Source organism: Cytophagia bacterium CHB2 (assembly GCA_030263535.1).
Lineage (GTDB): Bacteria > Zhuqueibacterota > Zhuqueibacteria > Zhuqueibacterales > Zhuqueibacteraceae > Coneutiohabitans.
In genome coordinates this window covers 1-14192 of record SZPB01000147.1, presented here as the reverse complement: position 1 = coordinate 14192, position 14192 = coordinate 1, and the positions used below count along the sequence as shown (strand labels likewise).

The 14192-nt window shown below is 52.9% G+C and carries 12 protein-coding genes; 4 read left to right on the top strand and 8 right to left on the bottom strand.

Going from position 1 to position 14192, the window contains the following annotated elements; translation table 11 throughout:
• From FBQ85_15185 to FBQ85_15170, 4 genes are all read left to right on the top strand, one after another.
• Positions 1 to 609 (top strand): NAD-dependent epimerase/dehydratase family protein (locus FBQ85_15185; protein ID MDL1876494.1); only part of this gene is annotated, 609 nt, incomplete at its 5' end.
• 153 nt (positions 610 to 762) lie between these two features.
• The gene (locus FBQ85_15180; protein ID MDL1876493.1) at positions 763 to 2130 is read left to right on the top strand and encodes a nucleotide sugar dehydrogenase; all 1368 of its coding nucleotides are present in this window, start codon (positions 763 to 765) and stop codon (positions 2128 to 2130) included.
• Positions 2131 to 2270: 140 nt separating this feature from the next.
• Positions 2271 to 4706, top strand: a complete 2436-nt coding sequence (locus tag FBQ85_15175) for an exopolysaccharide biosynthesis polyprenyl glycosylphosphotransferase (protein ID MDL1876492.1) — start codon at positions 2271 to 2273, stop codon at positions 4704 to 4706.
• Between the two features lie 72 nt (positions 4707 to 4778).
• A complete protein-coding gene (locus FBQ85_15170) occupies positions 4779 to 5420 on the top strand; it encodes a Uma2 family endonuclease (GenBank protein ID MDL1876491.1) in 642 nt (213 codons plus the stop codon).
• Positions 5421 to 5448: 28 nt separating this feature from the next.
• Here the strand turns inward: FBQ85_15170 and FBQ85_15165 are convergent, their stop codons facing one another.
• The 8 genes from FBQ85_15165 to FBQ85_15130 all read right to left on the bottom strand — a co-directional run.
• Positions 5449 to 6678, bottom strand: a complete 1230-nt coding sequence (locus FBQ85_15165) for a glycosyltransferase (GenBank protein ID MDL1876490.1) — start codon at positions 6676 to 6678, stop codon at positions 5449 to 5451.
• Between the two features lie 246 nt (positions 6679 to 6924).
• Entirely contained in the window at positions 6925 to 7752 is an 828-nt protein-coding gene (locus FBQ85_15160; GenBank protein MDL1876489.1) for a methyltransferase domain-containing protein, read from the bottom strand.
• Positions 7682 to 8692, bottom strand: a complete 1011-nt coding sequence (locus FBQ85_15155; protein MDL1876488.1) for a glycosyltransferase family 2 protein — start codon at positions 8690 to 8692, stop codon at positions 7682 to 7684. Before FBQ85_15155 ends, FBQ85_15160 begins: the two co-directional genes overlap by 71 nt.
• Entirely contained in the window at positions 8685 to 9614 is a 930-nt protein-coding gene (locus tag FBQ85_15150) for a glycosyltransferase family 2 protein (GenBank protein MDL1876487.1), read from the bottom strand. Before FBQ85_15150 ends, FBQ85_15155 begins: the two co-directional genes overlap by 8 nt.
• A gap of 115 nt (positions 9615 to 9729) precedes the next feature.
• Positions 9730 to 10395, bottom strand: a complete 666-nt coding sequence (locus tag FBQ85_15145) for a class I SAM-dependent methyltransferase (protein MDL1876486.1) — start codon at positions 10393 to 10395, stop codon at positions 9730 to 9732.
• A gap of 137 nt (positions 10396 to 10532) precedes the next feature.
• Positions 10533 to 11993, bottom strand: a complete 1461-nt coding sequence (locus FBQ85_15140) for a flippase (protein ID MDL1876485.1) — start codon at positions 11991 to 11993, stop codon at positions 10533 to 10535.
• A gap of 13 nt (positions 11994 to 12006) precedes the next feature.
• Positions 12007 to 13371: an oligosaccharide repeat unit polymerase gene (locus FBQ85_15135; protein ID MDL1876484.1), complete on the bottom strand. Its 1365-nt coding sequence runs from the start codon at positions 13369 to 13371 to the stop codon at positions 12007 to 12009.
• A 3-nt stretch (positions 13372 to 13374) separates the two neighbouring features.
• The coding region (locus tag FBQ85_15130; GenBank protein MDL1876483.1) for a class I SAM-dependent methyltransferase at positions 13375 to 14192 on the bottom strand (818 nt) is incomplete at its 5' end.

Sequence of the window (14192 nt, the reverse complement as noted above, 5' to 3'; positions counted from 1 at the left end):
AAAGGCTCGTTCAAGGAAACCGATGCGTTGATGCCCTCCAGCCCGTATTCGGCTTCGAAGGCGGGCGCCGATCGCCTGGCGTATTCGTATTTTGTAACGTACGATTTGCCAGTGATTATCACGCGCTGCTCGAACAATTTCGGGCCGTATCAATACCCCGAAAAATTGATTTCCCTGTTCGTGACCAACGCGATTGAAGACAAGCCCCTGCCGATTTATGGCGACGGCAAAAACGTGCGCGATTGGCTGTATGTCGACGATCATTGCGACGCGATTCATTTTTTGATGGCGCACGGCAAGGACGGCGAGGTTTACAACATCGGCGGCGGCAATGAGCGCACGAATTTGGAGATTACGGATTTCATTCTCGACAAGCTGAACAAGCCGCAATCGTTGAAAACCTATGTGAAGGATCGTTTGGGCCATGATCGCCGGTATTCGGTGGATTGCAGCAAAATTGCCAGGCTGGGCTGGCAACCGCAATTCACGCTGGAATCGGCGCTGGAGCATACGATCGATTGGTATGTGCAGAACCGCTGGTGGTGGGAGAAATTGAAAAACGGTGAGTATCTCGAGTTTTACAAAAAGAATTATGGCAAATCACTTTAAAGTCGAGTTCCCCCCGCCTGCGTGAATCCTCGCCCGAGGCATAACTTTTCTCTTCCGGAATAAGTTTAACCTGAGCGAATACTTTTATATTTCCCAACGGCCGCCTGTGGGTAGGCTCTTATTTTGAGGACAACCTTTGGAAGGAGTACATTTGTGAACCTCGAACAAAAGATTGAAAATGGAAGCGCGACAATCGCTGTTATCGGTTTGGGCTATGTTGGCCTGCCTCTCGCCGTCGAGTACGCCGGCGTCGGGTTCGACACGATTGGCATCGATTTGGACGAACGTAAAATCACCAAGCTCAACAAAGGCCAGAATTACATCGACGATGTTGACAGCGCGAAACTCGCGGAGATGGTAAAATCCGGCAAACTGACCGGCCACACGGACTTCAAGAGCATCGGCAAGGCCGATGTTATTTTCATTTGCGTGCCGACGCCGTTTACCGACAACAAAGAGCCGGACGTGTCCTACATCGTGAGCGCCGCGAACGGGATTGCCTCCGGCTTGCGCAAAGAACAATTGATCATTCTGAAATCCACGACCTATCCCGAAACCACCGAGAAAGTCGTGCAGCCGATTTTGGAAGCGCAAAAGCTCAAAGTTGGCAAGGATTTTTACCTGGCTTTTTCGCCGGAGCGCATCGATCCGGGCAACAAGAAATTCACCACCGCGACTACGCCCGTGGTGGTTGGCGGCGTGACGAAAAAATGCACCAAGCTCGCCGCCGCAATTTCACGGCAAATCGTCACCGACGTGAAAGAGTTGAGCAATCCCAAAGCCGCGGAAATGACCAAGCTGCTCGAAAACATTTTCCGCTCGGTGAACATTGCATTGGTGAACGAACTGGCGCAGCTTTGCGATCGTATGGAAGGCGTCGACATTTGGGAAGTGGTAGAAGCCGCGTCGACCAAGCCGTTCGGTTTCATGCCGTTCTATCCCGGCCCCGGCATTGGCGGACACTGCATTCTCGTCGATCCGTATTACTTGAGCTGGAAAGCGCGCGAGTATGATTTTCACACCAGCTTCATCGAATTGGCGGCGGAAACGAATGAAAACATGCCTTATTATGTATTGGATTTGATCATTCGTTCGCTCTCGCATCACGGCGTGGCGATTCGCGACGCGAAGATTCTGGTGTTGGGCGCGGCGTTCAAGAAGAACGTCGATGACACGCGCAATTCGCCGGCGGTGAAGCTGATGGAATTGCTGTTTAATCGCGGCGGCCGCAGAATGGAGTACAACGATCCCTGGGTGCCAACGTTGAAAGTCAACGGCAAGCTCTATCGTTCGAAAAAGCTCAACCCCAAGCTGATCCAAAATGCGGATTGTGTGGTGATCGCGACGAATCATGACGCCTATGATTATGACATGATCGTCAAGAACGCCAAGCTGGTGGTGGATACGCGCAATGCCACCAACGGCGCGGCCAACGGCAAAAGCAGCAAACGCAAAGTCGTGAAGCTCGGTTGCGGCACCAATTCGATTCCCGACATCATGCGGCATCACGAGGAGCATTGAAACAAATCATCCGGGCGTTTTTAGCGCGCGGACAACGGCAACCTCCCGCACTTCGGCATTGAAATTTAACCACGAATTTCACAGATTAGCGGCAATCGTCTTGTGAACTTCGTGGTTTTTATTTTTGGAGTGATGCGCGCATGGCTTTGACCAGCCCCGATCCACATCTTGCCGCAACGCCTGCTCTGGCCGACGTGCAACCACAAATCTCCATTGTTATCCCTCTGCGCCGCGCCCGGCGGCAATTGGAGCATTGTCTCGCCTCCATCGCCCGGCAGACTTATCCGCATCATCTTATCGAAATCTCGCTGGTTGCCGACGCCGCGGACGAACATGCCCAAAAAGTCACGCGCGAGTTCGCCAGGAACCATCCGGCTTTGCGCGTGCGCCGCAGCTTTGCCAAAACGCCGCGCAAGACTGCGCGCCGCGTGCCGCCGGGGTCAAATGGAATTGTCATTCCGGTTACACCCAACACCATTTTAGCTGATGATTTTATCGCGCAGGCGGTTGCTGCGCTCCAAAATCATTCCTGTGCCGGCGTCGGCGGCCGCATGATTTACCGCGGCGAGGGCCGTGTGCAAAGCGCTGCTGCTCTGGCATTAGGCTCAAAATGGGTTTTGCCGACGGGCACGCAGGACGAGTCAAAGAGCGGGATCCGGAACGAAGCTATGCTGCACGGTGCCTATCGCCGCAAGGCGATGAACGAGGCCGGCGTGCTCGAACACGAACTGCCGGGCAACGAATATGAAACCGCCACACGCATGCAGCAAGCCGGCCACACATTGTACTTTTCGGCGAAGATACAATCCTCGTTGACGATGCGCGCTGATCTCTTTGATCTGCTGGGTTGGGCTGCGGTACACGGCCACGCCTGGGCCATGCGCGTGAAAAAACAGCGCGCGGCATTTCGCCTGCGCTATTTTGTTCCCGCGGCACTGCTCGTTTTGAGCGTGGGGACAGCGCTGTTTGCGCCGCTTTGGTTGACGGCGCTGGCGGCCTGCGCGGCCCTCTTCCTGGCTTATCTCAGTTGCAATGCCCTGCTGACTTTTGGGCTGGCCGCACGCAACCGGCTCAAGCATCTTTTGCTGCTGCCCCTGGTGCTGGCAACGATTCATTTCGGCTTTGGCGTCGGCATGATCGTCGGTTTGATTGCCAGCAAGCGCTGGGGCGCGGCAGCTCCCAAATGGGTGGAAAAATCTGCGGTGATTATCAGTGATTATGTTGCAATCACAGCCGCATTTTTTGTGTGGGCCTATTTGCGCTCCGAGTTCGGCTTTTTTGCCATTCTTGAATTCGAACACGCCTACTTTTTATCCAATCTTATTTTTGCATTTTGGTTCTTGCTCTTTCTCTTCTTTGGATTGTACGGCGCGTGGAATGCCGCCTCGCGGCTGGATGAATCCATCGCCATCGTGAAAATTGTGGGCGGCGGCGTCTTGTTGATTTTCTTGCTGACCCTTGATCTTGATCAAGATTTTGAAAATCCCATGTCGCAAAGCCGCATGCTGCTGTTGAGCTATTGGTTGATCGTTGCCGGCGCCGTGATCACCGGCCGCCTCATCGTGCGCACCACCCAACGCCGCTTACTCGAAAACGGCATCGGTTTGCACCGCACGATCATCGCGGGATGGGGCCCCAAGGCGCGCGAGCTTTATCAAAACGTGAGCGAGTATCCCGCGCTCGGCTATCGCATCATTGGCTTTGTCGCGCCCTCGGGTACCGACAAATCACATCGCTTTCACGGTGTGCCGGTGTTGGGGAATCTCAATCGTCTCGCCGATATTATTTTACGCCATCAGGTGGAAGATGTGCTGATCGCGCTGCAAAAGCAGGATCAGGACGCCTTGGTGAAGATCATCGCGCAAACCGACGGCCTGCCCGTAAGTTTGAAAATCGTGCCCGATCTCTACAGCATCATCACCGGCCAGGCGCGCACAAACCAGATTTACGGCTTTCCCTTGATCGAAATTTTGCCGCAATACATGCCGGCCTGGGAACGCGTTGCCAAACGCGCCATCGATGTCACGGTTTCGTTGTTGATTCTTATTTTGGGACTGCCGCTCTGGCTGCTGGTCGCGCTCGCGATTCGCTTGAATTCACCGGGGAAGATTTTTTACCGCCAGGAGCGCATGGGCAAGAACGGCCGCATATTCGACGTCATCAAATTCCGCTCAATGGTGGCGAACGCCGAAACCCTGACCGGCCCCAAGTGGGCGGAGAAAGATGATCCGCGCATCACGGCGGTGGGAAAATTTCTGCGCAAATGGCGCATCGACGAAGTGCCGCAATTCATTAATGTTTTGCGCGGCGAAATGAGCATCGTGGGCCCGCGTCCGGAGCGGCCGTTTTTCGTGGAAAAATTACGCAAGGAGATTCCGCTTTACACGCGGCGCTTGCGCGTGCGGCCCGGTATCACCGGTTGGGCGCAAATCAAAGGCGCCTATGATGCCACCCTCGAAGACGTGAAGCAGAAGCTGCAATACGATTTGTTTTATCTCGAAAACATGTCGCTGCGCATGGATTTGAAGATCATTCTGCACACCATCTATGTCATGCTGGCCGGGCGCGGGCAATAGCAGAATTGGCCTTGCTTTTAAAAAAACGCATGCCGAAATTACACACCACAATGGGAACTTACGAGGTGAGCTATGCCTTCCGATTTGCTGACCAAATCCATGCCGCGCGCCGTGCCGCCTTCGGAGAAATTCACCTACAGCGAGTTTTGCAGCCGCGTACAAGAGCAGAAGGCCGACTTAATTCGAGGGGAGATCATTATGGCATCGCCTGCGACTATCGGACATGAAAGATTGACGGGATTTTTGTTTTTTATTTTGCATGCTTTCGCCGATGAAAAAAAGCTCGGCCTCGTTCTGGGCTCGCGCGTGGCCATGAAGCTCGATGACGAGAATGCGCCGGAGCCGGATTTGATGTTTGTCAGCAACGATCGGCTGCATTTGTTGGGTAAAACAGAGATTTTTGGGCCAGCGGATGTGGCCATCGAAATCATTTCTCCGGGAAGCCGGCGTCTGGACGCCGTCGAAAAAAGAGAGCTTTATGCCGAACACGGTGTGCCGGAGTACTGGCTCATCGATCCCTATTGTCAGGAAGCACATTTTTGGCGAAATGAACAGGGCGAATGGCGCGAAATGCCGGTCGATGCCAACGGAATTTTTCACTCTCGCGTGATTTTAGGATTCTGGCTGCGCGTTGATTGGCTGTTTGCTGCCGAAAGGCCAAACGCGCTTAATGTTGCCGGGATGATTCTGGCGGGAGAGCCGGCGGGGAAATAAAACGGTTTTCTGAAGAGCTGCGCAAAAGCTAATCCACAACAGATAAGGCTTTCGATTTTTCCTCCCCCGATTTTTGTCTCACCAAATCGTGGTACATTTCCTCGAGGCGGGCCACGATCGGATCCCAATCGTACTGTTTTCGAATCACCGCCATGCCGCCCTGGCGCAGTTTCTCGCGCAATGACGGCTCTTGCAACACGCGCACTACATGCCGCGCAAACGCCTGCGGCTGATCCGCCACCAAAATGTCCTCCCCTTGAATTACCTCCAAACCTTCCACCCCCACTGAGGTCGCCACCACCGGCACGCCCAGCGCCAGCGGCTCGATGATTTTATTCAACGTGCCGGCGCCGAAGCGGATCGGCGAAACCGCCACCGCGCTGCTCACATAGTGTTGCTTGATATCCTCGACAAAACCCGTCACAATCACGTCGCGTGAAGCCAAAGCCCGCACTTTTGCCGGCGGCGATTGGCCCACGATGTAGAGTTGGGCGGCGGGCATCTCCCTCTTGATCAGCGGAAAAATCTCGTCAGTGAAATAGAGAATGCCATCGATATTGGGAAAATAGCTGAGATTGCCGGTAAAAATAATTTTGTTGGGATCAATATCCGTGAGGCTGCCGTTGGGCGAAAAATATTCCAAATCAACGCCGTTGGGAATGAGCTTGATCGCCGCTTCCGGCGCGGTTTTGCGCAATTGTTCGCGATCCGGCTCGGAGCACACGAAGCAGGCGTTGAATTTTTCCAGAATCCGCTCATAGCGCATCATGCGCCGCAGCTCAATTTTGAGCAGCAGTTTTACGAAGGGATTTTTTGCGCGCGCGGTGAACCGCTGGAGATAAAGCGAAACCGCATCGGTCAAATCCAGAACCTTAACCGGCCGATGCTTCTCTGCGGTATATTGCGCCATGCGAATCAAATGCGTATGAATGACGTCGAAATGATGCTGCCGGCAGGCCTGATTGATGAGATTCTGCATGCGGCGCGATTTGAAGTATTGCACTTGCAGCGGAATCTGGGTGAACAAACCCGCAAAGCATTTCAACAGCGACAGCCACACCGGCAGCTTGACATGATCGATATGCCGGCAATACGTGCCTAGATGCTGCAAATTCTCCAAATCCTGGCGGGTTTGCGCAAAGCAAATGAGATGAATCTCATGGCGCCGGGACAGGCGCTTGATGAGGTTGAAGATTTTGAGCTTGTCCCCGCGATAAGGAGGATACGGCACGCGGGGGGTGATTAAGAGTATTTTCATCAACTCCGGCCTTTGCACGATTTCGCCGCGGATGAGTTCACCGTTCCCCGTTCACGATGACAGGCATCAACAGAATTTAACATGGCTCTTCCCGTTCGCTCGACTCACAGGGATTTGATCTACGTGGAATACTATACAAAATTTGCCGAAAATTCAACCATCTTTTGAACATTCACTCATTTCCTCTGCACCGCCGTTTCCGCAGCTCAGAAAGCGAAGTTCAATCTCTTCAAGTGGGATGCCAGATCAATGCACGCGGGTATGACGGCTGTACGTCCTGAAATTTGCATTGTGCTCGCCGCCGTCTTTTTTCCGGGCGACGATGGTCAGGCTCAGAAAAAAATTGAGCAAAATGGGATTGCGCTGCAATCGCCGCCGCAGGGAGCGGGCAAAAGGGCTTTCGAGCTTGTCTTTCAATCCAAGTATCTTGCGGAGTTTGCGGAAGATTTTCACAATAAAAAAATCCCAGCCAACGCAATCGAGAACCTCGAAGCCGTTTTGCCGCAAAAGAACCTTTAGCTCGCGCGGCGAGTATTCCGTTTCCCAGCCCGGCGGCCAGCGGTTCATCGCCAGCAGTATTTTTTTGTAAATCGTGTAGACATTCCACTTGTTGGGGACTTCGATTACGATTATGCCGCCGTTTCGCATAACGTGCCGCTGCTCCTGCAACACATCTCCAGGGTTGGCGAAATGCTCGAGCACGCCCTGCGAAAAAACCAAATCAAAAGAAGCGATTTTGAAAGGAAGACGCCTGGCGTCGCCGCGAATCAGCGGCATTCGCATGCCCTCTTTTGCCAGGCGGGTTTGCATCCAGGCCATGGCAGATTCGGAGAAATCCAATCCCAGGCACGCCCCGCCTCTTTTTGCCAACTGAACGATTTCGTTGCCTTTGCCGCAACCCACTTCGAGAATTCTGGCATCGCGCAACGCCGGGATTTTTTCGCAAATCAACTCGACCAATTGCTGCTGGTATAAATACAAATCCTGGTAGCGCGCCAGGTCTCTATAAACTCTCTCCCAATTCTCTTTCGCCGATAATGTCGGGGGGGGGGGCGTACTCATTTGATAAATCATCCTGATTGTTCTGAGCGGGATTCCCAAACATCCCGTCTCGCATTCCTCGCCAAAGCGCCATCAGCCGTTTTTCCGAACGGTTTTCCTGCCGTCGCACCGGAAATGAATGGGCGGCAATAACAGCGGATTTGGCAAACGCATTTAGAAAGCCATACAAAATCACATACAGCCGGTAGGCTCGTGATTCATTTTGAAAAACCCACAGACGGTTTCGAGAGGTATAATACAGATAGGTTTCGGTATAGTTCTTCCATTTGTCGCCCCCGCCGCTTTTGTGATAAACGACGCCCGCGGGCGTGTAAAAAAGCTTGAACTGGCGCCTGACCCGCCGTGAAAACTCCACATCCTCGAAATACATGAAGAAACGTTCGTCAAAGCTACCAAGCTTTTCGAATACTTCCCGCCGGGCGAGAAGAATGCATCCGGAAATGAATTGCACCTCGCCCTCGCGATCCCGCTCGCCTGGCGGCAGCGGGACGCCGCCGCAGCGCAGCCGGCTGAGATTTCCCCCCGTGCAATAAATGCGCCCGTTTCCCGACTGGAGCAATGCTTTGCAGGTCACGACTCCCGCCGCCGGATTTTTTTCGGCAAGCTGGACCATTGGCCAGAGAAATCCGGGCTCAACGACAACATCGTTATTCAAAACTAAAACGTAATCCGCTCGACGTTCCAGAGCCAGCTTGATTCCGGCATTATTGCCTGCGGCATAGCCGCCGTTATGCGAGAGCTTGATGAACGGCAACTCCGGGAAATCCCGTTCCAGTCTGCCGGCGCTGCCATCGGTGGAGGCATGATCGACAAGAATGATTTGCAGGTTGGCATAGGCCGCTTTTTGCAAAGATAAAACGCATTTTGCCGTATCGTCATAACCGTTCCAGTTCAAGACGACGGCGACAACCAGCGGGGCATTGCCGCGGGATGTTGGCGTATGTTCATTCATGCCGATTCTGCTTCAGAAATTCTGACGGGCCGCGGCCTTCATAAAATCTGCCAGCAAAAAAATCCTGCAAGCCAAAGGCGGCCGCCTTGAAAAAAGCGGGATTGGCAAACCGCCAGAAAATAAGCTTGCCAGTGATGACTGTCAAAAAATACGTTTTTGCAATGACTCCCGGCAAGCCTTTGAAGACGATGCCGATGAGCAGAAGCCGGTTGCGCGCGCCATAATAAACTTTGAAAGCGATCTCTTCTTCTCCCAAAACCTTGTGGTAAATGATGGCCTGCGGAATATAAAGCAAATCATAGCCTTTTGAAAGAATTCTCGCGCACAGCTCGATATCATCCAAATACATAAAGAAACGTTCATCCTCCCAGCCGATTTTCTCGAGCAACGAAACGCGCAGCAATATCAGGCAGCCGGTGATGAAAGAAACGTTGCGCACGCCGCCGAGCGACGCCGGAGAAACATTGACGCCGCGGTGATCATGCACCGCCAGTCCGCGCCAGGGAACCAAGCGGCCGCCGCCGTACCAGATTTTTGTGCGATCGTGCTCACAATAAATCGTGCCGCCCGCGGCAGCGGCGTTGGGATGTTGTTCCATGGCCGCCACCAGATGATTCAGAAAATCCGGCGTTACCAGCGTGTCGTTGTTCAGAATGAGAATGTACTCGAACGGCGATTGCAGAGCATGGCGAATGCCGAAATTGATCCCGCCGGTATAGCCCAAATTCCGGCCGGTCGAAACGATTTCGAGACCGGGAAATTCCCGGCGCAGCTTCTTGGCTGATTGATCGGTGGAAGCATTGTCAACGACAAGTATGTGATATGAATCATAGACACATTGCTTCAAGCTGTTGAGGCACTCAATCGTGTCTTGACAGCGGTTATAGTTTAGTAAAATGATGCAGACGCGCGGGTTGGGCATAAACGGCTTCACATAAACTGTATTCGTTCGAAATAAAACCGCACGGGCGATTAGCCATCAAGCGTGTAGTGGTCAAATAGCCACCGGGTTCATTCAGTGCAAACCGCCCGGGCGGTTATCCCTTGATACCGATCGCATAAATACACCACCCCGTGACATTCCAAAATGATGAAACCAGATAAGGACGATTGCCGCGCAGCAGGGCGAAGAACATGATGACGGGATCGAGAAAGAACTTCAGCCAATTCCGGCGCGTGCCGGCTTTCACCGCATTCAGCTTGCAATCCTGGCGCAGGAATTCATAAAGGCCGTGTTTGCTCCAGGGTTTGCGATGCGTGCGATCGTCAAAAAAATTGAACGGATAACCCTGGTCGCGCTTGAAACCGAACGAGGGCATGAACATGCTGATCCAGTTGGGCGTTTCGACGTAGATTTTGCCGCCCGGTTTGAGCACGCGATGAATCTCGCTGCCGAGGCGCATGGGATTTTCAAGATGCTCGATGACGTGCACGAACAAAATCGCGTCAAAAAATCCGTCGGGATACGGCAAGTTCGCAGTGTTCAGATCGGCTTGCTGATACTGAATGAAGCCGGGAACCATTTTCGGATCGAGCAGATCGATCCCGTAAAATTCAAGATGCGCCGCGGTTTCGCGCAATTCCAGGCAATTCTTGCCGTCGCCGCATCCCAGATCGAGAACGCGCTGCGCGCCATGCAAGCGGCGAAAGAATCGTCGCCGCGTATCAAAGTGAAGCAAAAATTTTTGTGCACTTTTCAGCATTTTGGCAATCAAATCCCGTCATCGGTAAGGTTCTGCCACGGTTTTGCTGGGGCTTTGCTGGTGTAAATGCCGCGGCCAAGCCGTGGCAGAGCATTGCCGAATTTGAAAATCAAGTCTGATCAGACAACCCAAAAACGTTACCTTTCGCCCTTCAATCCCGCACGCAAGCCATCACGTGAGAGATCAAAAAGCATTTTTTTCCGCTCGTTTTTTGAGTATCCGGCAAAGTAGATGATCAAGAGGCTAAAAATTCCGACCAGGGCAATACCATACCACGCATGCAATTCCGCGAAGCGCCAGAGCATGAAACCCAGAATTGCGAACAGCAGTCCCGGCAAGAGGTAATGTTTTTCCAGCGTCCATTTTAGAAAGAACGCGCGACAGGAAAAAGCAAAAATTACCGCCACAAAAAAATTCACGGCGACGGATACCCAGGCAGCGCCATAGGCGCCATAGCGCGGAATGGCATAAGCATGCAAACCGAGAGCGAGAAAAGTCGCCAGCGCCACGGTGATCATGCGCACGCGATGCCGCCCCGAGGTGGTCAGCATGATGCCGTAAGCCGCAAGCACCAAGCGGATGAGAATGATCAGCGCGGTTACGCGCATGATGGGAACGGCCGGGGCAAAATTCTCTGCGCCGTAAATCAAACTCATTACCGGCTCGGGATAAACGAAAAAAATCAGCGCCAATGGCAGCGCCAGAAAAAAAAGCGTTTTGTTGAGAAGTTTTCCCAACTGCTGCCAGCGCGCCTCGTCCTTTCCGTGAAAATACGAGAGCGCGGGTATAACGGCGCCAATGAGGATGTCGGGCAATGTCAAAGCCAGGGCCATCAATTTCATGCCGGCCTGGTAAATGCCGACGACATAATCGCCCTTCCACAACGCGAGCAGGACAGTGTCGAGCTGGTAATAACAGGCTTCGAACAGCAAATGCGCGCCGAAGACCCAGCCTTTGTGCATTACATCGCGGCATTCCGCCAGACGGAGACCGCTCAGGGCGCGCGGCCGGACGAAACGCACGGCCAGGGCTGCGGCGATAAGCAATCCTAAGAACCGGGTGCCCGCAAACATCGCAGCAAACAGCCAAAGTGGCGCGTGCAGCACGCCAAGTACAACTAATCCCAATAATAAAACGAGATTCTCGACGAAAGAGACGCGGGTCTCATATCGAAATTGTTCAAGCCCCTTGAACAGCGCAAAGATAAAATTCGTCAGGGCATTGCAGGCCGTGCTGAAGCTGAAAATGTAAATCAGCCAGCGCGTCGTGTCACTGAACTCGTGAAACTCGGGCAACAACCACATACCGGTGACAGCGAGCCCGGCAAAAAAAAGTTTCACCACAGCAAAGCTGCGAAACAACGCGTCGATGTGCGGGCGTTGCCGGGCAACCTCGGTGGTAAACAACAAATCGAGGCCGAAATCGGCCACGAGTAAAAACAGCGTTGCCAGCGTGTGCGCAATGGTGAATTGCCCGAACGCTTCGGGGCCGTAAAAGCGCGCGAGACCGAGAAACAGCAATGCGTTGGTCAAAAGCCGTATGCCCGAGGACAGTAACAGAAAGATCGAATTCCAGCGAAGGCGTGCGGCTAATTCCATGGATATGCGCCGATCAAGGATGGCTCAGATTCCCGCCAGGACGATGCGGTTCAAACAGATTGAAATGGCCATGGCACTTTAAATGAATCAAGGTGCTGATCGTCAGCGAAACGATGAGGCAAACGGCCAATTCTCCCAGGCGCGTGACTTGGTATAAAAACGTGAACATCACGACGACATAGAAATGCGCCAGCAGGGCGATGGTGGCGAAGTGCATGCGTTTTTTTACCTGAATCCAAAGAACCGTGCACAGAAAACCGAGTAGAAAAGGCGTCACCAAGATACCGGCAATGCCATAATCGGAGTGTATTTCACGCAAATATGTGCCGGTATTGGTCGCAATCGGAATGTTGTAAAATTTTTGAAAGTAAGGCGTTTCATCCGCAATGCCGAGGCGCGACAAAATCCGGTAAACCGGGGCGAACGTGGTGGCGCCGGGAAAAGAAGGCTCGCCGCCGGCTTTCCAGTAGGCGTTGAAGACGCCGACATGGGAGCTGAGATACAAATAAATCGAGGGCGTGATGAAGGCCTGTTTTTCCAATTTGTTCAATGCCGTGCTGGCGCCGTAAAAACGTTCGACCGCGCCGCGATAGCTGCGCACGAATTCCGCCGCACTCCACAAGAACGCCAGCAGAAAGCCCAGCGCAAGTATTTGTTTGACTTTGCTGGCGGGCCGGAAATTTTTGATGTGTGAGGAGGCATGCTTGGTGAGAAAATAGGCGCTCAGAAAGAGCAGGCCGGAGAGCAGGATTTTTACCCGGCCGCCTTGCGCAATATCACCCAGAATGGCGGCAGCCAGCGGAAAAATGATGATGCCCTTGACTTTTCCGGCGCGCGCGCTGTAAAGCCCGGTTAGAAAAACCGCGGCCAGACTGAGGGAATCAAGATAAGGAATTTTATCTGAGAGCTTTCCCGCGACTGTCATGCTGTAGATGGTGCGGCCATTGATGAGTACGCCTATGATACCGCCGAATTTTTCGATCAAATGCTTCCATTGATACAAGACGGCAAGCAAAGCAACAGTTGATAGCGCCAAAATCGCAATGACGAAAAGCCGTTGTTCGAGAACAGACAAACTCGAACGAACGCTGGAAGTCGCGCCCGAACGGGAGGCATTGTCAGGAATGCCTGCTGCCGCCGGGGCGAGCATCAGCATCGTGGAGCCCAAAGCAAATGCCAGCCACGCATATAAAATGATCATCCAAACTTCGAGAGTGAGCGGGGTGTAGTCAATCAATCGCCATTCAAACAGCGCTAATCCTGTTCCCCAAATCGCCGAGTATAACGTGAGATGATTGAACCAATGTCGAAACAGCAGGCGGCCGCTGAAGACGCCAATGAAACCAAACAATACAAAAAAAAGAGGATGAATTTGCATAAGCTATTCGACTCTGGAAAAATAGTACACGGCAGAATCGCCGCGCTTTTCAGCGTTCAATCTTTCCGCCCGCGCCTTGAAGCTCGCGATTTCCTGTTTTGAAAAAAGCGTTGTTTCCCGGTTAACCATGTATGATTTGCCCGACATCAAAGGTATGTCTTTGCAATATTGTTCGCTGCCCCAAAACTGAAAATCACTGGAGTCATACCGTGTTTTCGTCAGTTTCAGCCCGGCCTGATTCGCCAGTAATTCGATGCTTTTCTCGGAATGAATGAAAAGATGCCGCGGCGCATCCAGTTGCACCCAGTTCACGCCATAATGCTCCCAGGCATAGGATGACACCGTCGGCGTGCGGATCAGGCAGGTCCCGTTTGGAGACAACAAGCGCGCGGTGTGTTGCAATGTTTCTAGCGGATCTGCCAGATGTTCCAGAACGTGGTGAAACATGATGAGATCCCAGGTTCCACCCACTTCAAAAAACGTTTGTTTGAGGATGCGCAGCCCGTTGGCGAATTCGAGATCCTTTTCCAAAAAGGGATCGACTCCCATCGTGTTCATAAAACCGAGATTTCTCAAATCCCACAGCAAAACACCGGCGCCGCAGCCGACGTCCAAAATTCTCGCATCTTTTCTTAAATTTTCGATGCCGGACAGGCTGAGTAAATTCTCATTCGGGAACCTCCGATACAGCCGCTTGCCGAGCATTCCTCTGCCGCGCACGGCATAACGATCCCGGAGTTTTTTCATCACCTTTTGCGCCGGGTTATAGTTCTTGGCGCCCGGCAATTGCGTGAAGCTGTAGTAATCTGCGGGATAATATT